Annotated in this window: 19 protein-coding genes and 1 tRNA gene; 17 read left to right on the top strand and 3 right to left on the bottom strand. The window is 67.2% G+C overall.

Annotated features, from left to right (window positions below):
- Positions 1-19 precede the first annotated feature (19 nt).
- Positions 20-631, bottom strand: coding sequence for a TetR/AcrR family transcriptional regulator (locus LMQ14_RS27535; protein WP_267732745.1), 612 nt, complete (start codon positions 629-631; stop codon positions 20-22).
- 155 nt (positions 632-786) lie between these two features.
- On the opposite strand from LMQ14_RS27535, the gene LMQ14_RS27530 reads away from it, so the two are divergent.
- The 4 genes from LMQ14_RS27530 to nrfD are packed head-to-tail and all read left to right on the top strand — an operon-like array spanning position 787 to position 7,100.
- Positions 787-1,674, top strand: a complete 888-nt coding sequence (locus tag LMQ14_RS27530) for a fructose bisphosphate aldolase (RefSeq protein WP_267732744.1) — start codon at positions 787-789, stop codon at positions 1,672-1,674.
- A gap of 56 nt (positions 1,675-1,730) precedes the next feature.
- Positions 1,731-5,051 (top strand): formate dehydrogenase, encoded by a 3,321-nt coding sequence (gene fdh, locus LMQ14_RS27525; RefSeq protein ID WP_420714580.1) that lies wholly within the window; start codon positions 1,731-1,733, stop codon positions 5,049-5,051.
- A complete protein-coding gene (locus LMQ14_RS27520) occupies positions 5,026-6,018 on the top strand; it encodes a 4Fe-4S dicluster domain-containing protein (RefSeq protein WP_267732743.1) in 993 nt (330 codons plus the stop codon). Before fdh ends, LMQ14_RS27520 begins: the two co-directional genes overlap by 26 nt.
- Positions 6,015-7,100: an NrfD/PsrC family molybdoenzyme membrane anchor subunit gene (nrfD, locus tag LMQ14_RS27515; RefSeq protein WP_267732742.1), complete on the top strand. Its 1,086-nt coding sequence runs from the start codon at positions 6,015-6,017 to the stop codon at positions 7,098-7,100. Before LMQ14_RS27520 ends, nrfD begins: the two co-directional genes overlap by 4 nt.
- Here the strand turns inward: nrfD and selD are convergent.
- Positions 7,097-8,080: a selenide, water dikinase SelD gene (gene selD, locus LMQ14_RS27510; RefSeq protein ID WP_267732741.1), complete on the bottom strand. Its 984-nt coding sequence runs from the start codon at positions 8,078-8,080 to the stop codon at positions 7,097-7,099. The two genes, nrfD and selD, sit on opposite strands and share 4 nt — an antisense overlap.
- Positions 8,081-8,252: 172 nt before the next feature.
- Here selD and LMQ14_RS27505 point away from each other — a divergent pair.
- The 8 genes from LMQ14_RS27505 (at position 8,253) to LMQ14_RS27470 (ending at position 16,908) form a co-directional block, all read left to right on the top strand.
- Positions 8,253-8,348: transfer RNA gene (locus tag LMQ14_RS27505), tRNA-Sec, on the top strand.
- A 29-nt stretch (positions 8,349-8,377) separates the two neighbouring features.
- The gene (gene selA, locus LMQ14_RS27500) at positions 8,378-9,697 is read left to right on the top strand and encodes an L-seryl-tRNA(Sec) selenium transferase (protein WP_267732740.1); all 1,320 of its coding nucleotides are present in this window, start codon (positions 8,378-8,380) and stop codon (positions 9,695-9,697) included.
- Entirely contained in the window at positions 9,694-11,490 is a 1,797-nt protein-coding gene (gene selB, locus LMQ14_RS27495; RefSeq protein WP_267735709.1) for a selenocysteine-specific translation elongation factor, read from the top strand. Before selA ends, selB begins: the two co-directional genes overlap by 4 nt.
- 31 nt (positions 11,491-11,521) lie before the next feature.
- Positions 11,522-12,469: an NAD(P)/FAD-dependent oxidoreductase gene (locus LMQ14_RS27490; RefSeq protein WP_267732739.1), complete on the top strand. Its 948-nt coding sequence runs from the start codon at positions 11,522-11,524 to the stop codon at positions 12,467-12,469.
- Between the two features lie 117 nt (positions 12,470-12,586).
- On the top strand, positions 12,587-13,915 hold the full coding sequence (locus LMQ14_RS27485) for a sensor histidine kinase (protein ID WP_267735708.1): 1,329 nt from the start codon (positions 12,587-12,589) through the stop codon (positions 13,913-13,915).
- A gap of 309 nt (positions 13,916-14,224) precedes the next feature.
- Positions 14,225-15,751: a SulP family inorganic anion transporter gene (locus tag LMQ14_RS27480; RefSeq protein ID WP_267732738.1), complete on the top strand. Its 1,527-nt coding sequence runs from the start codon at positions 14,225-14,227 to the stop codon at positions 15,749-15,751.
- Between the two features lie 69 nt (positions 15,752-15,820).
- Positions 15,821-16,405 (top strand): class I SAM-dependent methyltransferase, encoded by a 585-nt coding sequence (locus LMQ14_RS27475; protein WP_324291142.1) that lies wholly within the window; start codon positions 15,821-15,823, stop codon positions 16,403-16,405.
- Between the two features lie 53 nt (positions 16,406-16,458).
- A complete protein-coding gene (locus tag LMQ14_RS27470; RefSeq protein WP_267732736.1) occupies positions 16,459-16,908 on the top strand; it encodes a nitroreductase family deazaflavin-dependent oxidoreductase in 450 nt (149 codons plus the stop codon).
- A gap of 32 nt (positions 16,909-16,940) precedes the next feature.
- On the opposite strand, the gene LMQ14_RS27465 is transcribed toward LMQ14_RS27470, so the two are convergent.
- Entirely contained in the window at positions 16,941-17,858 is a 918-nt protein-coding gene (locus tag LMQ14_RS27465; protein WP_267732735.1) for a LysR family transcriptional regulator, read from the bottom strand.
- 77 nt (positions 17,859-17,935) lie between these two features.
- Here LMQ14_RS27465 and LMQ14_RS27460 point away from each other — a divergent pair, with 77 nt between their 5' ends.
- The 5 genes from LMQ14_RS27460 (at position 17,936) to LMQ14_RS27440 (ending at position 24,233) form a co-directional block, all read left to right on the top strand.
- Complete coding sequence (locus LMQ14_RS27460; protein WP_267732734.1) at positions 17,936-20,305, top strand: hypothetical protein; 2,370 nt, start codon at positions 17,936-17,938, stop codon at positions 20,303-20,305.
- A gap of 179 nt (positions 20,306-20,484) precedes the next feature.
- Positions 20,485-21,477, top strand: a complete 993-nt coding sequence (locus tag LMQ14_RS27455) for an ABC transporter substrate-binding protein (RefSeq protein ID WP_267732733.1) — start codon at positions 20,485-20,487, stop codon at positions 21,475-21,477.
- Between the two features lie 77 nt (positions 21,478-21,554).
- Positions 21,555-22,280, top strand: coding sequence for an ABC transporter ATP-binding protein (locus LMQ14_RS27450; protein ID WP_324291141.1), 726 nt, complete (start codon positions 21,555-21,557; stop codon positions 22,278-22,280).
- Positions 22,280-23,143 (top strand): ABC transporter permease, encoded by an 864-nt coding sequence (locus LMQ14_RS27445; protein WP_267732731.1) that lies wholly within the window; start codon positions 22,280-22,282, stop codon positions 23,141-23,143. Before LMQ14_RS27450 ends, LMQ14_RS27445 begins: the two co-directional genes overlap by 1 nt.
- Positions 23,133-24,233, top strand: a complete 1,101-nt coding sequence (locus tag LMQ14_RS27440) for a hypothetical protein (protein ID WP_267732730.1) — start codon at positions 23,133-23,135, stop codon at positions 24,231-24,233. Before LMQ14_RS27445 ends, LMQ14_RS27440 begins: the two co-directional genes overlap by 11 nt.
- Positions 24,234-24,240 lie beyond the last annotated feature (7 nt).

Genomic DNA, 24,240 nt, shown 5'->3' with positions numbered 1-24,240 from the left:
TCCTGGAATAGGTTGATGCTCAACGGTTTCTGGGGTTGGTGTGCTGCGCGAGGAAGCTGACCGTCTGGGTGACCCAGGCCTCGAAATAGCGGTCCTCCTCGACGTTGCCCGGTAAGCGGCCGGACAGCGCCTGCAGCGTCGCCGCGTAGGACAAGGAAGCGATCGCCACGGCCGCGGCGGCCTCGGGATCGGGAATGCTGGTACGGCCGGAGCGATTGGACGCCGTCAGCTCGTCGGCGAACCGCTGATAGGCGTTGTCGGTGATGACCTGCCACGTCTTCTCGTCGAGATCGCCGAGCTCTTCGGGTTCGCGCAGCATGACCTTGAGCAAATCTTCGCTCTGGTTCAGGTTGCTCCAGATCAGCTGGCCAGCGGTGCGCACCGCCTGCTCGACGCTGCCCGGCTGCCCGGCGTCGAACTGCTCTCGCGCGGCCACGATGCTGTCGATCCGGTGGGTCACCGCCGCCTCCAGCAGCTCACGCTTGGAGGCGAAGTGCTTGTACAACGCACCCGATCCCGGGGCGAGGCCGGATGCCCGCTGGATGTCGGCGACCGATGTCGCCGCGTACCCCTTAGCGGCGAAGAGCTTCAGCGCCTCCGCCAGCAATCGATCGCGTCCCGAGTCGGGCATGGTGAGAGAGTACTCACTCACTGAAGAGATGGCAAACACGGGCCCGGTACCCCGCCCTAGCCGCGGGTGGTGACGGTGCGCAATGCTGGGAGCCGGGGCCGCGGGCTGGCAGCACCGGGCCGGGCCCGGACCAAAGCAACGACGGAGGGATCGCTGTGAACGAAGAGCAACGCAACGTGATGGCGTCGGGGCGTGGCTTTATCGCCGCGTTGGACCAAAGCGGTGGCAGTACGCCAAAAGCCCTGAAGCTCTATGGGATTGAGCAGGACGCGTACGACAACGACGAGCAGATGTTCAACCTGATCCATGAGATGCGCGAGCGCCTGATCACGAGTCCCAGCTTTTCCGGCGACAGGGTGCTGGCAACGATCCTCTTCGAGCAGACCATGGACCGGGCCATCAACGGCGAGGACACCGCGGCGTTTCTGTGGAAGCAGAAGCACATCGTGCCGTTTGTGAAGGTCGACCAGGGGCTCGGCGACGCCGAAAACGGCGTCCAGCTCATGAAGCCGATGACCAAACTCGACTCCTTGTTGGAGCGGGCCGCCGCGTTGGGCATCTTCGGCACCAAGATGCGCTCGTTCATCCAAGAGCCCAACGAGGTGGGGATCAAGGCGATCGTCGACCAGCAATTCGAATACGCCGACAAAATCGCCGCGGCGGGGCTGATGCCGATCGTCGAGCCCGAGGTCAGCATCAAGAGCCCCGACAAGCCGAAGGCGGACGGCCTGCTGGTGGCGGCGTTGCACACCAAGCTCGACGAACTCCCGGGCGAGCGGCAGGTGATGCTCAAGCTGACGTTGCCCGACGAAGACAACCGCTACGCGCCGCTGATCGACCACCCCCGGGTGCTGCGGGTGGTCGCATTGTCCGGCGGCTACAGCCTCACCGAAAGTTGCACGATCCTGGCCCGCAATCACGGCCTGATCGCGAGCTTCTCGCGGGCCCTGACGGAGGGGCTGACCGCCCAGCAGAGCGATGCGGAATTCGACGAGAAGCTCGGGTCGAACATCCGGGAGATCTACGCCGCGTCGATCACCTAATCGTTCGGCGATCGCGTCCGCCGCGCGCCGGCGCGGCGCGCACTAGGCTTCGAGCCATGGCTCCGAAGCTGCCCTCCCCGAAGATGTTCCTCGAATGGCCCGTGATCCGTCAGCTGCGTTCGGGTGACGCGTTCGGTCGCGGGCCGGCCGTGACCTCCAAGCACACCCGTGCCATCACCGCGCGCACCACGACCGCGGACCGCGTCGTGCAAAGCGTGTGCCCGTACTGCGCGGTCGGCTGCGGACAAAAGGTCTTCGTCAAGGACGAGAAGGTCGTTCAGATCGAAGGCGATCCCGACTCGCCGATCTCGCGCGGACGGCTGTGCCCCAAGGGGTCGGCGAGCGAGCAACTGGTCAACTCGCCGGGCCGCCAGCTCGAGGTGCTCTACCGCGCCCCGCGGGCGACCGAATGGGAGCGCCTCGACCTGAACACCGCGATCGACATGGTGGCCGATCGCTTCCTCGAGTCCCGTCGCAATACCTGGCAGGACATCGACAAGAAGGGCAACCTGCTGCGCCGCACGATGGGGATCGCGGCCCTCGGCGGTGCCACGCTGGACAACGAAGAGAACTACCTCATCAAGAAGCTCTTCACCGCGGCCGGCGCGATCCAGATCGAGAACCAAGCTCGTATTTGACACTCCGCCACGGTTCCCGGTCTGGGAGCCTCCTTCGGGCGCGGCGGCGCCACCCAATCACTGCAAGACATGGCCAACGCGGATTGCATCATCATCCAGGGCTCCAACATGGCCGAGTGCCACCCGGTCGGTTTCCAGTGGGTGGAGGAGGCCAAAGCCCGTGGGGCGCGGCTGATCCACGTCGATCCGCGCTTCACCCGCACCTCGGCGGTGGCGGACAAGCACGTCCCGATCAGGGCGGGCTCGGATGTGGTGCTACTCGGCGCCCTGATCAACCACGTCATCAGCAACGACTTGTGGTTCAAGGAGTACGTCGTCGCATACACCAACGCGGCCACGCTGATCAACGAAAACTTCAGGGACGCTGAAGAACTCGGCGGGCTCTTCTCCGGATTCGATCCCGAGACCGGGCAGTATGACCAGTCGACCTGGGCGTATGCCGCGCAGGAGAGCGACGACGTCGACGGTGGCCCGGGTGACGCGTTGGGCAGCGGGGGGCCACCGCTGGCGCACGCTCGGGTCCTGCGCGACGAGACGCTGCAGCATCCGCAGACGGTGTTCCAGATCCTCAAGCGGCATTACGCCCGCTACACGCCGGAGATGGTGCGCGACGTCTGCGGGATCAGCCTCGCCGATTTCGACTATCTCGCCCGTTCCATCGTCGAGAACTCCGGTCGCGAGCGCACCACCTGCTTCGCCTACGCCGTCGGGTGGACCCAGCACACCCTTGGCGCCCAATTCATCCGCACCGCAACGATTCTGCAACTGCTGATGGGCAATGTGGGCCGTCCCGGCAGCGGCATCATGGCGTTGCGCGGTCACGCCAGCATCCAGGGGTCCACCGACATTCCCACGCTGTTCAACCTGCTGCCAGGCTATCTGCCGATGCCCAAGGCGGGCACGCACGACACCCTCGCCGACTACCTCGACGCGGTCGGGTCCAAGCAGCAGAAAGGCTTCTGGGCCAACGCCGATGCGTACACCGTCAGCCTGCTCAAAGCATGGTGGGGCGACGCCGCCCGAGAGGACAACAACTGGGCCTACGACTATCTGCCGCGGCTGTCCGGACCGCACGGGACCTACCAGACCGTGATGGGCATGCTCGACGACGAGGTGGAGGGCTACTTCCTGTTGGGCCAGAATCCCGCGGTGGGGTCGGCACACGGCCGGATGCAGCGACTCGGCATGGCCCATCTGAAATGGCTTGTGGTGCGCGACCTTAACCTGATCGAGTCGGCCACCTGGTGGAAGGACGGTCCGGAGATCGCGTCCGGGGAGTTGGAGACCGAGAAGATCGAGACCGAGGTGTTCTTCTTCCCGGCGGCCTCCCACGTCGAGAAGGCGGGAACCTTCACCCAGACGCAGCGGCTGATCCAATGGCGGCACAAGGCAGTCGAACCGCCCGGCCAATGCCAAAGCGAATGCGAGTTCTTCTACGAGCTGGGCAAGCGGATCAGGGCGCGGTTGGCGGATTCGACCGACGAACGCGACCGACCGCTGCTGGACCTGACGTGGGACTACCGGACCGACGAGCACGGCGAGATCGACGGCGAGGCGGTGCTCGCCGAGTACAACGGCCGCCACCTCACCGGCCCTGACGCCGGCAAGCCGGTGTCCTCCTTCGTCGAGCTACGCGCCGACGGGTCGACCGCGGCGGGCTGCTGGATCTACGCCGGGGTGTACGCGAACGGCGTCAATCAGGCCGCTCGCCGGGTGCCGCACGGCGGTACCGGCCCGAGCCAGTCGCTGTGGGGTTGGGCGTGGCCGGCCGACCGCCGGATCCTGTACAACCGCGCCTCGGCCGACCCCGACGGCAACCCGTGGAGCGAACGCAAGCGCTACATCTGGTGGGATCCCGAACAGCAGCGCTGGGTCGGCGACGATGTGCCCGACTTCCCGGTGGACCGGGCGCCGGGCAGCCGACCCGACCCCGCGCTCGGCGGTCCGGCCGCGCTGGCCGGCGACGACCCGTTCATCATGCAGGCCGACGGCAAGGGTTGGCTGTTCGCGCCCAAGGGTCTGGTGGACGGGCCGCTGCCCACGCACTACGAGCCGCAGGAGTCACCGGTCGCCAACGCGCTGTATCCGCAACAGCAGAATCCGTCGCGAATCATCTTCCCGCGCAAGGACAATCTGAGCGCGCCGAGCGCCGGTGAGCCCGGCGCCGATGTGTACCCGTACGTGTTCACCACCTATCGGCTCACCGAGCACCACACCGCCGGAGGCATGAGCCGCTGGCTGCCGTATCTCTCCGAGTTGCAACCGGAGATGTTCTGCGAGGTCTCCCCCGAGCTGGCCGCCGAACGCGGCCTCGAACCCTACGGGTGGGCCACGATCATCTCGCCGCGGGCGGCGATCGAGGCACGGGTGCTGGTCACCGAACGGATGACCCCGCTGCGGATCGGCGGCCACACCGTGCACCAGATCGGGTTGCCCTATCACTGGGGCGTCGGCAGCGACGCGGTGGTCAGCGGCGATGCGGCCAACGATCTGCTGGGCGTGACACTGGATCCAAACGTGCAGATCCAGGAGTCCAAGGCCGGGTCCTGCGACATCCAACCGGGCCGGCGGCCGCAGGGCCCGGCGCTGTTGCAGCTGGTGGCCGAGTACCAGTCTCGCGCGGGCGCCACGGTCGAGACGGACAATGTACGAGTCACCGAGGCCGTCTGGGAGATCATCGACCCGCTTGGCGGGAAGCACGGAAGGGGAGCCGATGGGTCAGCTGACCGGACCGACTGACCCCGCCGCCGATGCCGGCTGGGGAGATGTCAAGCCACGCAAGGGGTTTTTCACCGACACCTCCATCTGCATCGGTTGCAAGGCGTGCGAAGTGGCGTGCAAGGAATGGAATCGCAACCCGCGCGACGGCGACCTCGAACTGCTGGGATCGTCCTATGACAACACCGGTTCGCTGGGGGCGAGCACCTGGCGGCACGTGGCGTTCATCGAGCAGGGGCGCGACCGGATCGAGGAGGCGCGCGAATCCGGCCGGGCGTTGATCGGTTTGGGTATGCCGGCCTTCCCTGGTACCACGGACTCCAGCCCGCCGGACACCAAGCCCCCGGACACCAAGCCGCCGGACACCCCGGAGTTTCGCTGGCTGATGTCGTCCGACGTCTGCAAGCACTGCACGCACGCGGGCTGCCTCGACGTCTGCCCGACCGGAGCGTTGTTCCGCACCGAGTTCGGCACCGTGGTGGTGCAGCACGACGTGTGCAACGGCTGCGGAACGTGCGTGGCGGGGTGCCCGTTCGGTGTGGTGGAGCGCCGCAGCGACGGCACGTACGCGACGCCGGCCGAACGCCCCGGCCGCCCGCAAGAGGAGTTCGTCACCGGCGTCGCCCAGAAGTGCACCCTGTGCTACGACCGCCTGGTCGAGGACCAGATACCGGCCTGCGCCCAGACCTGTCCGACCACGTCGATCAAGTTCGGCAATCACGACGACCTGGTGGACAAGGCGCGCGAGCGGGTAGCGCAGCTGCACGCCGAAGGGCGAACTGAGGCAAGGCTTTACGGCGCCAACGAGCACGACGGCGTGGGCGGCACCGGATCGATCTTCTTGTTGCTCGACGAACCGGAGGTGTACGGCCTGCCGCCCGATCCGCGGGTGTGCACCGCCGACCTGCCGACGATGTTCAAGCGGGCAGCCATGGCCGCAGCCGGAATGGTCGGCGCGGCAGCGCTGGCGTTCTGGGGCAGCCGGTGAGCACCTCGGAATTCGACAGCTTCCGTCCGCCGGAGCCCAAGGGCGGCAAGCGCCGGAAAGGTAACCGCGCCGGCCGCCGGGGTGGTGGCGACGGTTCGCGCGAGATGCCGATGGTTCCCGACGCCGAATTCACCTCGTACTACGGGCGTCCGGTGGTCAAGCCCGCGCCCTGGGGACACGAAGTGGCCGCCTACCTATTCCTCGGCGGCGTCGCCGGTGGGTCCGGTCTGCTGGCGGCCGGTGCCCAGTTGACTGGACGAAAAACGTTGCGCCGCAACACAAGACTGTCCGCTCTGGTCGCGGTGTCGCTGGGTGCGGTCGCGCTGGTGAAGGATCTGGGCCGCCCCGAGCGTTTCGTCAACATGCTGCGAACGGTCAAGCTGACCTCGCCGATGAGCATTGGTTCGTGGATTCTCAGCCTATTCAGCGCCGGCATCGGGGTTGCCGCGGTCTCCGAGATCGACCGGATGACCGGCGAGCGAATTCCGTTGGGGCCCTTGCGGCCCGTGCTGCGCGCCGTGGAGGGACCGGCGGGCCTGGGAGCGGGGGTGCTGTCGCCGCCACTGGCGGTCTACACCGCGGTGCTGCTCACCGACACCGCGACCCCGACCTGGAGCGCCGCGTATCGCGACCTACCGTTCGTGTTCGCGAGCTCGGCGAGCCTGGCCGCGTCGGGATTGGCGATGATCACCACCGGAGTCTCCGAGGCCGGGCCCGCGCGCAAGCTGGCCGTCATCGGCGCGGTCAGCGACCTGATCTCCGCCAGGTTCACCGAATTCCGGATGGACCCGGTGACCAGAGAGCCGCTGCACCACGGCACGCCCGGCCGATTGCTCGCATGGAGCGAAAGACTTGCCGCTGCAGGCGGTTTGGGCGCGCTGCTCGGTGGCCACCGGCGCGATGTCGCCGCGTTGTCCGGCCTGGCGCTGCTGACGGCATCGGCAATGCTGAGGTTCGGTTTCTTCGAGGCGGGCAAGGAATCCGCCCGCGACCCTCGCTACACGATGGAGCCGCAGAAGCGTCGGTTGGCCGCGCGCCGCGCCGCGGGCATCACGGACGATTCGATCACCACCGCGGACTAGCGCAGTTCGATGCCCTCGCCCGCGACGGTGTGGCCGATCACCGGGTGACCGGGTAGCTCGCCCACCACGAGCAGGCCGCCCGAGGTTTGCGCGTCCGCGAGCAGCAGCAAATCATCCTCGGTCACGCCGGGGCCGGGACGCAGATGCGGCCGGACCCAATCCAGGTTGCGCCGCGACCCGCCGGAGACGAACCCGTCCCGCAGTGCCGCGCGGGCCGCATCGATCACGGGCACCGCGGAGCGGTCGATGACCGCGCCCACCTTCGAGGCCCGGCACATCTTGTAGAGGTGGCCGAGCAGGCCGAAGCCGGTCACATCCGTGGCCGCGCGCACACCGTTTGCCACGGCGGCCTCGGCGGCGTCGCGGTTGAGCCGGGTCATCGTCGCGATCGCCTCCGCGAACACCTCGCCGGTCTGCTTGTGCCGATTGTTGAGCAGCCCGACGCCGAGCGGCTTGGTGAGCGTCAGCGGCAGCCCGGGTTGGGCGGCGTCGTTGCGCAGCAATCGATTCGGGTCGGCCACACCGGTCACCGCCATGCCGTACTTCGGCTCCGGGTCGTCGATGGAGTGGCCCCCGATCACCGGGCAGCCGGCCTCCGAAGCCACCGCCAGGCCGCCGCGCAGCACCTCGGTCATCAGTTCCAGGGGCAGCACGTCGCGCGGCCAGCCGACCAGGTTGATCGCGACCACCGGGCGTCCGCCCATCGCGTAGACGTCGGAAAGCGCGTTGGCCGCGGCGATCCGGCCCCAGTCGTAGGCGTCGTCGACGACGGGCGTGAAGAAGTCCGCGGTGGACAGTATCGCGAGATCACCGACCAGGACCGCGGCCGCGTCGTCACCATCGTCGAGGCCGACCAGGACGTTGTCGTTGGTCTGTCCGACCAGGCCGCGGACCGCCTCTTCCAGCTCACCGGGCGGGATCTTGCAGGCACAGCCACCGCCGTGCGCATAGCCGGTCAGCCGGGTCTGCGTCTGGGTCATGCCACGAGCCTACGAGCAACGGGCCGGCTCACCCACTGCCCGCCTCACAGCGACAACTGTCAACGTCGTCACACGCCTCTTCGCTCTCTGCACACACGCCGCGCGGCACGACGGTTTGTCGCTCGGAGGCGGGCAAAACGACCATCGGCGCTGACCACGCTAGTTTGTGCAGGGAGGCGTTTGGGTTCCTGGTGGTCCCCCCGGTCTTCAAAACCGGTGAGATCGAGTATCTCGGTCTGGCGGGTTCGATTCCCGTCCGCCTCCGCCAATCGCGGACCGAGGAGGTCGAGGAGGCAAGTGACACAGGTCGACCCGCGCCGCCTGATTCCGCGCACCGATCAACTGCTTTCGCTTCCGCCGGTGCAGGAGGCGCGAAACCGGCTGGGCGAGCAGGCGGTCAGGTCCGTGGTGCGTGACATTCAGGACCGGGCCCGCCGCGGCGACCTGGCGCCCGACCAGGTGCAGGACGCGGTCGTGGCGTCGCTGGCGGCGCACCGGAACACCAGGTTGCGGCCGGTGCTCAACGCCACCGGCGTCGTCGTGCACACCAATCTGGGTCGTGCGCCATTGGCCGCGAGTGCGATCGACGCGCTGGTTTCCGCGAGCGGCTACGTCGACGTGGAACTCGACCTCGACACCGGCACCCGCTCGAAGCGCGCGGTCGCCCTTCGCCAAGCGCTGCTGGAGGCCTGCCCCGCCGCCGAGGACGCGCTGGTGGTCAACAACGGCGCCGCCGCGCTGGTGCTGGCTACCACCGCGCTGGCGGCCGGCGGCGAAGTCGTGGTGAGCCGCGGGGAGCTGATCGAGATCGGTGCCGGCTTCCGGCTGCCCGACCTGATCGCCTCCACCGGTGCCCGGCTGCGCGAGGTCGGAACGACCAATCGCACTCACCTGAAGGACTACGCCGACGTGATCGGGCCGCAGACCGGATGCCTGCTGAAGGTGCATCAGAGCAATTTCCGGGTGCAGGGATTCACCTCCGCCGTAGCGGTATCCGAGCTGCAGGGGCTGGCCGCCGAGAAGCAGGTGCCGTTGGTCGTCGATCTCGGCAGCGGGCTGCTTGCGCCCGACGCGCTGCTGCCCGATGAGCCCGACGCCGCCACCACGCTGTCCGAGGGCGCCGACGTGGTCACGGCCAGCGGCGACAAACTGCTCGGCGGGCCGCAGGCGGGCATCGTGCTCGGCCGCGGCGAGGTGGTCACGCGGATGGCACGGCATCCGCTGGCGCGCGCCGTTCGGGCGGACAAGCTCACCCTCGCCGCGCTGGAGGCCACCGTTCGGACCGGCACCTCGCCGGTGACTCAGGCCCTGCACGCCGACCCCGAACGCCTGCGGGCACGGGCGCTAGCTCTGGCCGAGGCGGTCGGGGCGTCCGTCGTCGCGCACGACGGCCGGGTCGGTGGCGGTGGCGCCCCGGGCGTCCCGTTGCCCGGCTGGGCGGTCCGCCTTCCCGAGCCCGCGGCGGCCGCCCTGCGCACGGGTGACCCCGCGGTGCTGCCGCGGGTACACGACGGCTCCTGCCTGCTGGACCTGCGCTGCATCCCTGAGTCCGACGACGGCCGGCTGCTGGACGCGGTCCGGGCGGCGCTGGCCGCAATGCCCGAGGCGGACCGCTGAGCACTCACGTCGTCGCCACTGCCGGCCACGTCGATCACGGCAAGAGCACCCTGATCCGCGCCCTGACCGGCATGGAGCCCGACCGGTGGGAGGAGGAGCGGCGCCGCGGTCTGACCATCGATCTCGGCTTCGGCTGGACCACTCTGCCGTCGGGCCGCGAGGTGGCCTTCGTCGACGTGCCCGGACACCAGCGCTTCCTGGCCAACACGCTGGCCGGCCTCGGCCCGGCGCCGGTGGTCTGCTTCGTCGTCGCCGCGGACGAGGGTTGGCAGGCGCAGTCCAGCGACCACCGCGACGCGCTCGCGGCGCTGGGAATCCGGCACGGCCTGATCGTGATCACCCGCGCCGACCGGGCGCCGGACCGTGCCAACGGCGTGCTGGCCCAGGCCCGCGACGAGCTGGCCGGCGCCGGGCTGCGGGATGCGCCCGGCGTCGTCGTGTCCGCGGTCGAGGGAACCGGACTGACCGAGCTGCGCGCCACCCTCGATCGCGTCCTCGAGCAACTGCCCGCCCCCGAAACCACCGCCCGGGTGCGGCTGTGGGTCGATCGTTCCTTCACGATCACCGGCGCGGGCACCGTCGTGACCGGGACGCTCGCGGCCGGCACGGTGGCCCGCGGTGACCGGCTGAACGTGCTCGGCGCGGACCAGCCGCTGACGGTGGTGATCCGCGGTTTGCAGAGCCGGGGCGAGCCCTACCCGGCGCTGGGCCCGGTGTCCCGGGTCGCCCTCAACCTGCGCGGCGTCTCGCGCGATGTCATCCACCGCGGGCACGCGCTGGTCACTCCCGCGGCGTGGCCGAGCACCGGCACGCTCGACATCCGCCGCACTTCCGGCGGCCCATTGACCGAGGCTGCGGCCCAACTCGTCGTACACGTCGGCACCGCGGCCGTGCCCGCACGGCTGCGGCCGTTCGACGACGACCACGGCCGGCTCACCCTCGACCGGCGACTGCCGCTCGTACTCGGCGATCGATTGGTGCTGCGCGACCCGGGCGGCCAGCGGCTGCTGGGCGGCGCCCTGGTGCTCGATGCCGACCCCCCGGAGTTGCGGCGGCGCGGCGACGGAACCCGCCGATCCGCGACCCTGGGCGCGATGGACGCGGCCGGCGACGTCGGCGCCGAGGTGGCCCGGCGCGGCGCGGTGCGGGAGAGTCATCTGCGTCGGTTGGGGCTGCTCACGTCACCGGACGCGACACCCGAGGGCGTCCGGGTGCTCGACGGCTGGTGGGTGCACGGGGCGACCTACGACGCGTGGCAGCATCGGTTGCGGGCCGCGGTCGAAGAGCTACATGCGCGAGACCCATTGGCAGAAGGGTTATCTCGCGGTGCCGCGCGTGATCTGCTGGCCCTGCCGGACGAGTCGCTGCTCGACGCCGTCACCCTCGACGCGGGACTCGAGCAGCGCGGCGGCCACATTCGGACGGGCGGCGCCAACGATGACCTCGGTCGGGCCGAGGCCGCGGTGGGTGAACTGGAAGCTCGACTGCGGGCGGAGCCCTTCCACGCGCCGGAGGCCGACGATCTGTCGGCGTTACAGCTGTCCGCCCGCGAATTGGCCGCGGCCGAGCGGGCCGGGCGGGTGCTGCGGCTGCGGGACGGCGTCGTGTTGTTGCCCACCGCGCCGGCTCTGGCGATGCGTGAGTTGGCCCGCCTCGACCAGCCGTTCACCACGAGCCAAGCGCGCCAGGCGCTCGGCACCACGCGCCGGGTGGCGATTCCGTTGCTGGAACACCTCGACTCGCGGGGCTGGACCCGACGACTGGACGCCGGCCACCGCGAAGTGGTCCGCTGATGACTAATGCCGTTGCGGGGGAGGTAGTTACGTGATCGTTGTCGTCGGCGCGGGAATATGCGGGCTCGCCGCCGCCTACGAGTTGTCGCGGCGCGGAGAGCCCGCGGTCGTGTTCGAACGCGGCGAGCCGTTCGCCGAACAGTCCGCGGGTCTGGCGCGCATCTTCCGCATCGCGCATCAGCGCCCGGCGCTCTGCCGTCTCGCCATCCGGGCCCGCGCCGGCTGGCAGCGGTGGGAGAGCGAGCTCGAGGCGGGGCGGCTGCTCGGTTCCGAGGGCTTCATCGCGGCGGCCCCACCCGAGGAGACGGCAACGGCGATGACCGAGGCCGGCGCCGAATTCTCCTGGCTCGACCGCAACGAGATCGCTGCCCGGATCCCGTTCGTCGCGGCTCCCTGGGAGGCCGGGATCTTCGATCCGCTCGGGGGCAGCCTGCGTATTCGCCGTGCGCTGAGCGCCTTGGCGGCCCGGGTGGAGATCCGGCGTGGCCAGGTCGTCTCGCTCGGCGACGACGGCTCGGTCCGTCTGGCGGATGGCACCGTGCTGCGCGGCGAGCAAGTTCTGGTGTGCGTGGGAGCGCAGACACCGGACCTGCTGGGCCCGCTCGATGTCGAGTTCACCCCGCATACACGCTTCACCTACGCGGGCGCCGACGCGACCGGTGCCGCCTGCCTATCGGCGCCCGAGGGCTACGGGCTGCCGCTGGGCAGCACCGGTCGCTGGGCGTTCGGTCAGCAGATACCGGACCCGGCCGGCATGCGTGCGCTCTTCCCGTCGCTGTCGCCGGTGGGTCAGGTGGACTGCGTCTCGGTGCACGCGCCGTGGCTCGACGCGGGCGGCGACGGGTGGAAAGTGGTGCGCCGGGGCCGGGTGGTGGGCTTTGTCGGCAGCAACCTGATGAAGTTCGGGCCGTTGCTCGGCGAACTCCTCGCGCAGGCCGCGTGGGACGACGGCCTGCCCAGCGAATTGACCCTGGTGTGAATCGAGAGTCGTTGCACCGCGATCCGGTAAACGCTGAATGGGCCATGATGGTCGCGAAGCAGCAGTAGCTCAGCAAGGGAGCCCAACATTCGCGCGTTGAGAAAAATTCGACTGCCGATGCGTGTCTTGTCGTTGCGCACCATCGTCATCGTTGCGCAATTGGGAGTGATCGCCCTGGTCGTCACGCTGGGCGTATGGGTGTGGGTCGGCGTCACCAACGATCAATACACCCAGCTCGATCGCCGCCTGGACTCCGTGAGCAGTCTCGGCGACATCAACACACTGCTCAACAGCGCACACCAGAGCACTCCCGATCGGCCGTCGCCGGACGGCAACCTGGTGCGCACCGCCCGCATCGGGGACTTGACGGTGTCGGTGCCCAGCAACATCGTGTTGCCCAAACTCGCCAACGGCTACGCCAACACCACGATCAACGGCGTGCAATACCGCGTCCGGACCTTTAACGCGGGTCCGGTTTCGATTGCGCTCGCCGCGCCGCTGGCCGAGGCACAGCATCGGATCAATGAACTGCACCTGCGGGTGTTGTTGATCTGCGCGGGCGTGATCACCGGCACATTCCTGGTGGGCTGGGTGATCTCGTTGATCATGGTCAACCCCTTCGTGCTGCTGGCCCGGCAAGCCCGCGCCATCAATGCGCAGTCCAGCCCCGACGAGGTGCAGGTCCGCGGCGTGCGGGAGGCCGTGGAGATCGCCGAAGCGGTCGAGCAGATGCTGGACCGCATTGGTAACGAGCAACAACGCACCAGGGCAGCACTGGAGTCGGCTCGTGACTTCGCCGCCGTCGCCTCCCACGAGCTCCGTACCCCGCTGACCGCCATGCGCACCAACCTCGAGGTGCTGTCGACCCTGGAGCTGGCCGCCGAGCAGCGAGAGGAAATCATCGGCGACGTCATCCGCACCCAGAGCCGCATCGAAGCCACGCTGACGGCGCTGGAGCGACTCGCGCAGGGCCAGCTCACCACCGTCGACGACTTCGTCCCGTTCGACATCACCGAACTGCTGGATCGCGCCGCGCACGACGCGCCGCGCAGCTACCCCGACGTGGAAGTCTCATTGATACCGTCGCCGACCGTCTTGATGGTGGGATTGCCCACGGGTTTGCGGCTGGTGATCGACAACGCCATTGCCAACGCCGTCAAACACGGTGGTGCTTCCAAGATTCAACTCACCGTGAGCAGTTCGGGTGAAGGCGTGGAAATCGCGATCGACGACAACGGCACCGGCGTCCCGGAGGAGGAACGCACCGCCGTATTCGAACGCTTCTCCCGCGGGTCGACGGCATCGCGATCGGGGTCCGGGCTGGGACTCGCGCTGGTCGCCCAGCAGGCAGAATTGCACGGCGGGAGCGCATCCCTGCACCCCAGCCCGTTGGGCGGAACGCGCCTACTGCTGAAGCTGGCGGGCGACGGGCGCGGCCCCGCCTGAACGAAATACACGTGAAATATCCGGCAGGCCAAACGGTTTAGCGCAGGCTGCGGTTTATTGTTCTGCGCATTGCGAATTCGTAACAGCGCAACCAAGAAAATTTGCATTCCATATGCGCCCGGCTTGTCCGGTTGACCCACGCTGACGGCGCACCTACCTTCGAAAAGAAGCCAGGCGATCCCAGCCGAACAACGGAGTTGGTGAAATAGCGTAATCGCCTGTGTACCAGCCTGTTACGTCGACGTCAGCTATCGCGGGTGGGGCGATGCCGGGACGTCTGTCACCCAAAATCGAACCAGCGAGGTACCGATGCAACTCATCGAACAGTCCGAAGGGCGAACTGTGGAAGATCGATCCGCGTCCGTGCGGGACCGGCTTCGCCCGGTGTTTCGGCACGACTTGTCCTCGTCGCTGGTGGTCTTCCTGGTCGCCCTGCCGCTGTCGCTGGGAATCGCGATCGCTTCCGATGCGCCGGTGCTCGCCGGTTTGATCGCGGCGATCGTCGGTGGAATCGTGGGCGGAGCCATCGGCGGCTCGCCGCTGCAGGTCAGCGGTCCCGCCGCCGGTCTGACCGTCGTAGTGGCCGATCTGATCGGTGAATTTGGCTGGGGAATAACGTGTTTCATCACGGTTGTCGCGGGCATCATGCAGGTTCTGTTGGGATTCAGCCGGGTTGCGCGCGCCGCCCTGGCGATCTCACCCGTTGTCGTGCACGCGATGCTCGCCGGGATCGGGATTACGATCGCACTTCAGCAGGCCCACGTATTGCTGGGCGGGGAGTCCAAAAGCACCGCCTGGCGCAACGTCATTGAGCTGCCGCAACAAATTGTGAACGCGCATCGGCCCGGAGTTCTGTTGGGGCTGCTGGTGATCGGCATCCTGATCGCCTGGCGATGGGCTCCCGCCAAAGTGGCCGCCGTTCCCGGTCCACTGGTCGCCATCGTGGTGGTGACGGTTGTCTCGCTGGTCTTTCCCTTCCACGTGTCCCGGATCGAGCTGGACGGGTCGGTGCTGCAAGCGCTGCAACTGCCGGCCATTCCGCATGGGAATTGGGGCGCCGTCGTCGTGGGCATCATTACGGTGACGCTGATCACCAGCGTGCAGAGCCTGCTGACGGCGGTATCGATCGACCGGATGCACCACGGACCACGTACCGACTTCAACCGCGAGTTGATCGGACAGGGCGCCTCCAATATCGTGTCCGGAGCGATCGGCGGCCTGCCTATCGCCGGTGTCATCGTGCGAAGCGCGGCCAACGTCAACGCGGGTGCGAAAACCCGCGCCTCGACGATCATGCACGGGTTCTGGATCCTGCTGTTCGCGATCCCGTTTGCGGAATTGGTGGAGCAGATCCCGACGGCGGCTCTTGCCGGCCTGCTGATCGTCATCGGAATACAGCTGCTGCAGCCGGCACACATTGAAACCGCCATGAAGACAGGCGATTTGACCGTCTATCTGGTGACCATTGTCGCGGTCGTGTTCCTCAATCTGCTGCACGGCGTGATGATCGGACTCGCCCTGGCCATCGTACTGACCGCCTGGCGGGTGATCCGGACGAAGATCGAGGCCACGCCCGAAGGCGACGAATGGCGGGTAGTTGTCGAGGGGGCGTGCACGTTTCTCGCCCTGCCCAGGCTGACTCGCGTGTTGGGATCCATCCCGGAGCGCACCACGGTCACTGTCCATCTGTTGGTGAGCTACTTGGATCACGCTGCGCACCAGGCGATTAACGACTGGCAGCGGCAACATCACGCGACGGGCGGAACGGTTGAGATCCATGGTGCGGTGGAAGTCGGCCGCACGATGCCGGCCCGCGACGTTCCGGAACAGGCCTAGCGCTCGGCTCGGTACTTAGGGTACCCTAACTTGAACGGCAAGTTAGGAGATGTGATGTCCACGACCTGGATGGATGCCCTGCTCAACAAGAGGCGCCACCAAGGCGCTGCTCCCTATCCGCATCAGGCGGCGTTCTTTCTGAACAATCCGGTACGCCGGGTGCTGTCCAACCCGGCACGCAAGGTCGACAGCATCGGCCTCACCGGTTCTGAGCACGTGCTGGAAGTCGGGCCCGGTCCGGGCTTCTACAGCGTGCAGATCGCCCGCCGGCTCACCTACGGCCGGCTCGACCTGTTCGACCTTCAGCCCGAGATGCTGGACAAGGCCCGACGGCAACTCGAGCTCGCCGGGTTTCACGACGTCGGGTTTACCACGGGCGAGGCGAGCGACGGATTTCCTTACCCCGAAGACACTTTCGACGTCGCGTTCCTGGCGGCGGTGATCGGCGAGGTACCCGACAAGCCGGCATGCATCCGTTCGCTGGGGCGGGTGCTGAAGCCGGGCGGGAAAGTTGTATTCGCCGAGGCGTTTCCCGATCCGGACCGGATGAGTGTGCGGGAACTGCGCGATCTCGTCGAGCCCGAGAATTTCGAATTCGTCGGATCGACCGGGAATCGATGGCACGACGTGGTTCGCTTTCGCCGGCCCGCCTGACCCGCAATATCAACCGGCTTGACTAGTATCAGCTAGGTTGATACTAGTGGGTGATGTCCGATCCCACACCACCATCCTGGCTCAAACCCATGAACAAGGTCATGATGGCCGTGCAGAAACTTGGCATCGTGCCCGGACCGGTGCGAGTGCTGACCGTGCCCGGACGCAAATCGGGCGAGCCGCGCAGCACGCCGGCAACCCCGTTCACGCTCGACGACGGTCTCTACGTCGTCGGCGGGTACCCGAAGGCAGACTGGGTGCTCAACGCCCGCGCCGCCGGCGCGGGAACCGTTACCCGGGGCCGTAAGTCACAGCGAGTGAGCTTCGTCGAGCTCGGCACGGAGCAGGCGCGTCCCGTGTTGCGAGCGTTTCCCGAGAAAGTGCCCACGGGTGTCGGCTTCTTCAAACGCTCGGGACTGGTCACGCAGGGAACCGCGGACGAGTTCGAGGCACTCGCGGGCCGCTGCGCCGTGTTCAGGCTGGACGCCGTCGCCTCGAACTAGTTCAGGCTCAGGCATTTTCGCCCGTTGAAGTGTCAGGTCGTCGACTCCGCACCAGCGCGTTGGGCGATGTGTTCGTGCACACAGCGGATGAAGGCGTGCGTCGCGGCGGGGCGGAGCTCGGCGTGTGGCGCGATGAGGTGAACCTTGCGTTGCAACACCGCTCCGTGCACGGGGAGCAGCACGAGCGTGGGATTGGCTTCGGCGCGGTTGCGCGCCACCGATTCGGGTAACAACGCCGCACCGAGGCCCTGACGCACGAAATGGATGACCTCGTCGACGCGCGTGACTTCGAAGGCAACGCGACGCTGGACGCCGGCGAATCCGCGGTCGGTCTCGTGGCGCAATCCGTACCCCTGCGGGAAGTCGATGAACGGGAGTTCGGCCAAGTCGCCGAGGGAGACCGCCGGGCGCGCGGCGAGCGGGTGCTGGATCGGTAGGACGGCGACGAGCGATTCGGAGAACAAATGGTCGAACGATAGGCGGTCGGCAGACTGCGCGACGTTGGAGCCCACGATCGCCACGTCGAGTTTGCGATCACGCGTCGCTTGGATGAGAAGATCGCTGCCCCCGCTGCGCAGCGTCACCGTGACGTCCGGGTAGCGGGTGTGGAAGGTCGCGATGAGTGTGGCGACATCCAGGCTCTCGGAGGGAATTTCCATCATCCCGACCGTGAGCCGGCCGGTCACCGTGCCGCGCAATGCCTGCGCGTCAACGGTGATCTGGTCGACGCCCGCAATGACTTGCCGGAACAGCGGCATCAGGGCTTCACCCGCGTGCGTCAGCGAGACGGATCGCGTGGTGCGGTTGAAGATCTGGACGCCCAATTCGCCCTCGAGTTTGCGCACCTGCTGGCTCAGCGCGGATTGGACGACATACAGGCTGTCCGCGGCGCGGGTGAAACTACGCGTTTCGGCGACGGCCAGCACGTAGCGAAGTTGTTGCAGGTTCACTATTGATCACCTTCAGTGATTGATCAGATCATATCTATGCGCTGGACGTCTAAGTGCGGGGACCCGAGAATTGACCCATGCCTGCAGGCGCCTGGCGTGACGAACGGGCCGAGGCCCCCGTCGCGACCGTGCGCGCTCAAGGCGAGCTACGGACCAATGACTGCTCGTACGTCGGGGTACGGGAGCGCATCAACGCAGAGTTCGAGGCGCTGCCGTTTCTCGGCTCCCTGATATGTCAAACGTCGACGGTCACCGCCGGTGCGGTCGAGGAACTCATCTTCACCTACACGGTGGGGCGATCCGGCATAGCCGACAGCGGATGGCTGAAGTTGTGCTTTCGCTACTACTCCGACTGGGATTTGCAAACCACCGAGCCCGCCGGGCGTGACTTCGCGACCGCGGCGCTGGTCAAACGGTCGGTGATCGGCGGAGCATCAAAAGACGGCGCCGCCACCGTTCAGCGCCTCACCACCCGTTACGACGTGAAGGGAGGCGAGCGACCGTTCCAGAAGTCGCTGTTGGTGCATGTGGTGGACGGCTACGTGCGCCCCGGCGATGTCATCGAGATCCGGCTCGGTGACCGACGTTTCGGCGGACCCGGTACTCGGGTGCAGACCTTCGTCGAGGACGACTTCGAGGTGCACCTGTTCGTCGATCCGCTCGGCACCTCCCGCATGGCCCACGCGGCCGTGGCGAACCTCGCCATCGTTGCGGGTCCGCCCGCGCACCTGGCGGTGCACGGTCCACGAGTGGTCGGCCCGAACACCACAACGGTCCAGTTGCACGCCCACCTGCAGGACCGCTGGGGTAACGCCTGCCGAGACGTGCCCGCGGTCGTGCGGGCGTGTGCCAACGGCGCGGTCGACGGTCCACACCTCGCCACCACTGCGACACCGGCGACCGGTTGGGCCCAGACCATTTTGAGCGTGCCGGCGCATTCGGGCGCCATTCAGGTAAGCGCGCAAACCGGCAGCGCGACATTCGGGCCGACCACCGCAGAGATCGATGTCGTCCCGGATCTTCCCGCGCCACGCGCCTACTTCTGCGATCTCCACGTGCATTCCAATGACACCGTCGGCACCCAGAGCACGGACTGGAACCTGCGTTATGGCCGCGATATCGGCGGCCTCGATGTTCTTGGATACACCGCCAACGACTTTCAGATCACCGACGACGCCTGGTCGAAAGTGGTCGCCTCCTGCCGCGCCGCTTCCCAGGACGGCCAGTTCGTGTGCTTTCCAGGTGTGGAATGGTGCGGAAACGCCGGGGTAGGCGGCGATCACAATGTGGTTTTTCTCGGCGAGGACACCACGGTCGCAAGGAGTTTGGAGTGGCGCCAAGGCATGACCGCCGCCGCGCCGACTCCGCAAACCTGGCCAATCACCGAGCTGTATGCCGCCTACGAGAAAGACCCCGACTCCTATCTGTTGATCCCGCACGTCGGGGGCAGGCGCGCCGTGCTGGATTGGCATCATCCCGAGTTGGAGCGCCTGATCGAGGTGCATTCCAGCTGGGGCAGCAGTCCGTGGTTTCTCGAGGATGCGCTGGCTCGTGGGCTCAAGGTGGGTGCCAGCGCCGCCAGCGACGAACATCGCGGGCGGCCCGGCGGCGGCGTTCCGGGAGCCAACATCTTCGGTGGCCACGGTGGTCTGACCGGCGTACTCGCCCCCAATTTGACCGCCGCACACGTCGGTCGCGCGCTGCGGTCGCGGCGCACCTGGGCGACCACCGGCACCCGGGCGGTCGCGCTGCTGCGTAGCGGCGAGAATTGGATGGGTGATGAACTCCTCACCGCCGCAGACAAACTCGATGTCGACTATGCGGTCTACGGCAGCACCGGCTGGGAAGATCTGCTGATCTACGACACCCACGGGCCACTGTGGTGGCGCGACATGAATGCCGAATCCGGGTTTTCGGACTCGCTGGTGCGGATTCGGTGGGGTGGTGCAAGGCACCGGGACCGCTACCGCTGGGCGACCTGGGCGGGCCAACTCAGCATCAGTGGCACCGATGTCGATGCGGTGACGCCCTGGGCCGCAACCCATCACGAGCAGATGATCGAGGCTACCGGCCAAGTCATCAGCTGGCACACGGCAACCTACGGCGCCGACATCGGAGTGATTGTGCGCCTCGGCGACCTTGCGCGGGCACGATTTCATATTGACACCACGGTGATCGAAGACGACCATCGCACGACCATGACCGTCACCGGTGCGGAGCTGATTGCGCAGTCCTGCCAGGAACAGAGCGCGGGCGGCCTGAACCTGCGAATCCGGGCCGAGCGCATCGCCGATCCGTCGGCACTGCCGAGTACCGTGACCGGGAGGCTGACGGTGGGTCTACCACCGGAACACAGCGCGATTTATCTGCGCGCCAGGCAAGGCGACGGACACCAAGTGTGGACCAGCCCGCTCTTCGTCGCCCGGCCGCAAACGGACTCGCACTGATGGGAGAGGTGACGGGCCAGGCGGTCTTGACACGGCGCCGGCACGTTGACTTCGGCCGCATGACCTCCGCGGCGTGTCCGAGTACGTCTGTCGCCGCCTGACTGATCCGGTCGCCTCGACCGTCCCACCCCTCATCCTCGGGAGAACCCGTGTCTCACTCAAAATTTGCCTATCCGGCAATGATTTCCGCGCTAACCGCTGCCGCGGTTCTGGTCGGGTGCTCCAGCAATGCCCCGACATCCACGTCGTCCGGTGTCACCCTGCGGCTGGGGTACTTGACCCGAATCACTCACGCGTCGGCGCTGATTGGCATCGACACCGGCGCATTCGCCAGAAGCCTCGGGTCGGGCGTCAAGTTCGAGCCGCAGCCGTTCAGCCAAGGCACCGCGGAAACCACCGCGCTGCTGGCTGGCCAGCTCGATGCCGCCTACATCGGCCCGAACCCCGCGTTCAATGCCTGGCAGAAGTCCAACGGCACCGCGATCAAGATTGTCTCCGGCTCCGCGGCCGGCGGGACATCGATGGTGGTCAAGCCCGGCATCAACTCCGCGGCCGACCTCCGCGGCAAGACGGTCGCCGATCCCGCACTGGGCGGCGCCCAGGATGTCAGCCTGCGTGAGTGGCTGCTGAAGAACGGCTTGAAAACAAACCCGCAAGGCGGCGGCGACGTCGCGATCAAACCCACGACGCCCGAGTCGGCAATCATTCAACAGTTCATCAGCAATCAGATCGACGGTGCCCTCGAGTCGGCCCCCTACGATGTGCAGTTGGTCAACGCCGGCGGCGTCCGCCTCTGGTCGGACCCCAACACCATCACCATTCTGGTTGTCCGGCAAGAGTTTCTATCCGCCCACCCCGACGTCGTTGCGAGTCTGGTACGCGGCCAGATCGAGGCGAACGAGACGATCCACAACAATCCCGATGCGGCGGCACGATCGGCCAACGCCACCTTGGCCAAGGCGTTGGGCACCGGCCTATCGCCCGAGGTACTGACCGCATCGTTTCAGGAAACGACATTCACCAACGACCCGGGTGTGCAGTCGCTCAACGACCAAATTCGCAAGGGCGTTGCCGTGGGCTTGCTGCAGCCGCTCAGCCTCGACGGGATCTTCGACTTCGGTCCGCTCAATCGCGAGCTCGTGGCGGCGGGCAAGCCGGCGGTGGCGGCGTGAAAGCCGCCACGATACCGCGTGACGCCATGACCAATTCCGGTGCAGCCGAGCATGTTTCGTCCCAGCCGGTTGCCGCGCTGCGCCTTGACCACGTAGCCAAGCGGTACGGAAAGGGCCGGGCATCCGTCGCGGCGTTGGGACCACTGTCGCTGTCCGTGGGGCTCGGTGAATTCGTCTGCGTCGTCGGTGTTTCCGGCTGCGGCAAGAGCACTCTGCTGTCGCTGATCGCCAAGCTCGACAAGCCCTCGTCGGGCGCGGTGGAGACTGGCACGCACCGTATCGCGATGATGTTTCAGGCGCCCGCCCTGTTCCCGTGGCTGACCGCCGCAGGAAACGTCGAGTTGGCATTGCGAGGACGGGCGGTGCCACGCCGGCAGCGGCGCGAGCGCGCTCGCGAACTGCTGGACACCGTCGGACTATCGGACTTCGCCGACAAGCGACCACATCAGTTGTCCGGCGGTATGCAGCAGCGGGTCGCGCTGGCGCGCGCCCTGGCACAAGACGCCGACGTGCTGCTGATGGATGAGCCGTTCGCCGCGTTGGATGCCATGACCCGCGATCGCTTGCAAGGCGAGCTGGAGCGAATTGTGCTGGCCCGCAACCTGACCGTGGTATTCGTCACCCACAACGTGCGGGAGGCGGTACGCCTTGCCGACCGCGTTGTCCTGCTGAGCGACCGGCCCGCGGCCGTTGTCGAAGAATTCGCGGTGGCGCTGCCGCGCCCCCGGGACATCAATACCGCGGAGGTCGCGCAGCTTGCGGCACACATCACCGAGCGACTCAACGACGGCGGGACGGTCTGATGACCACAAGCACCGATCTCGCCGAAGTCGTCGGCGGCGCGGAGCCGCTCGTTGCCGGACCGGGTCGTGGGGGATTTGGGTACCGGTTCGCGACCGCCGTTTGGCCGAAACTGTTGGCAATCACCGTGGTCCTTGCCGTCTGGGAACTGATCGTCCTCAGCGGCTGGCAGCCCTCGTTCGTACTGCCCGGTCCCGCCGCCGTGGCCGACAATCTCGTGCACCAGCTGCACGGCGCGCTGCTGTGGCAGGCCGTCGCAACCACGATGAGTCGCGCGGTCGCCGGGTTCGCTCTGGCGGCGCTGATCGGCTCGGTAGCCGGAGCACTCATAGCTCGGAACAGGTTACTGCGCAACGCTTTCGGCCCGATGATCACCGGTCTGCAGACGATGCCCGCGATTGCATGGTTTCCCTTCGCCATCATCTTCTTCGGTTTGAACACCTCGGCGATCCTCTTCGTGATCGTCATCGGCGCCGCGCCCTCGGTCGCGATCGGGGTGATCTCCGGTGTCGATCACATCTCGCCTCTGCTGCTGCGCGCGGCGGCCACATTGCACCTACGATCAATCGCCTTGTACCGGTACGTGATCGTGCCGGCCGCCCTGCCGATGTTCGTCGCCGGCCTCAAGCAGGGCTGGGCCTTCGCGTGGCGCAGCCTGATGGCCGGGGAGCTGGTTGTGTTGGTCGCCAACACTTCCTCGATCGGAGTCTTGCTGGAAAACGCGCAGAATCTCAGTGACATGCCTTCGGCGATCGCCATCATGACGGTGATCTTGTTGATCGGAATCGTCGTCGACGCCGTGTTCAGCTTCGCGGACTTGCAGGTCCGCCGGCGTTGGGGCCTGCTGGACGAGCATGACGCCTGAGATTGACGACGCGGGACGGGCACCGTTTCGGCTCTGGGCATTCGGTGACGCGCACGTGGGCACCGACAAGCGCTACGGCCGAGACAGCCTGGCGGAAGCCCTGATTCACTCCGAACGTGGAGGTTCCGATGGTGGGCCGCCATTCGAGTGGGATCTGGCCGTGGACGTCGGCGACATGTCGGGTGCGCATCACAGCCTGCCCGATGACAATGAGGGACGGGAGATCGTCCAACAGTTCGGCGCACTGCGCGGGCACCGTCGCGAGGACGTCTATAGCGTGTGCGGCAATCACGACCGCAGCGGCCTCGATGAGCCGGAGGCTTGGTGGTGGCGGAAATGGATCGATCCGCTGGGCGAGCACACCGAGACCTCCGGGGTGGACCCGCAAGCGCGTCGCTATCCGATCACGGGGACGTGGGAGCGGTACTCGTTTCAGGTGGGCAATCTGCTTTTCCTGATGATGAGCGACCGCAACGAGCCGACCCAGCAGGTCGGCCGCGGGACGCTGGGCGGAAATCCCGGCGGCGTAGTCAGCGGTGAGACGTATCAATGGTGGACGGACATGGTGTCGGGACACCCCGACCTCAACATCATCTCGGTGCATCACTACGTCCTCAAGGACACGACCGTCGCCTCGGGAGAATGGGAAGGCGTACGCAAGGGAGCCGATGGGCAATGGCACGAGCATTACCATCGGCCTTTCGCCGAAGGCACACCCAACGGGGCGTCCTATCTCTACTGGGTCGACAGCAAGCCGGACTCCGCCCGGTTCGAAAACTTCCTCGCCGAGCACCCTGGTCGCGTTGCCGTGTGGTTAGCCGGACACACGCACACCCACCCCGACGACAACTACGGCGGCAAGACGCACATCGAACAACGCTGGGGCACATGGTTCCTCAACGTTGCCTCGCTGAGCCGCCACCACATGCCGCTCACCACGCTGCCGATCAGCAGGTTGTTGACTTTCGCGCCGGGCAGCTGCACGGCGCGGGTGCGGTGCTACCTACATACCGACCAGCACGCCCCACAGGGCTGGTATCGCCCCGCAGAACGGACGATCACCTTGCCCAGGCCCTTTCAGTGGGGATAGCTGCAAA

Origin of the sequence: Mycobacterium sp. Aquia_213, assembly GCF_026625985.1 — a bacterium.
Lineage (GTDB): Bacteria > Actinomycetota > Actinomycetes > Mycobacteriales > Mycobacteriaceae > Mycobacterium.
The sequence above is the reverse complement of the archived record's forward strand: the minus strand, read 5'-3'. Positions and strand labels throughout refer to the sequence as shown.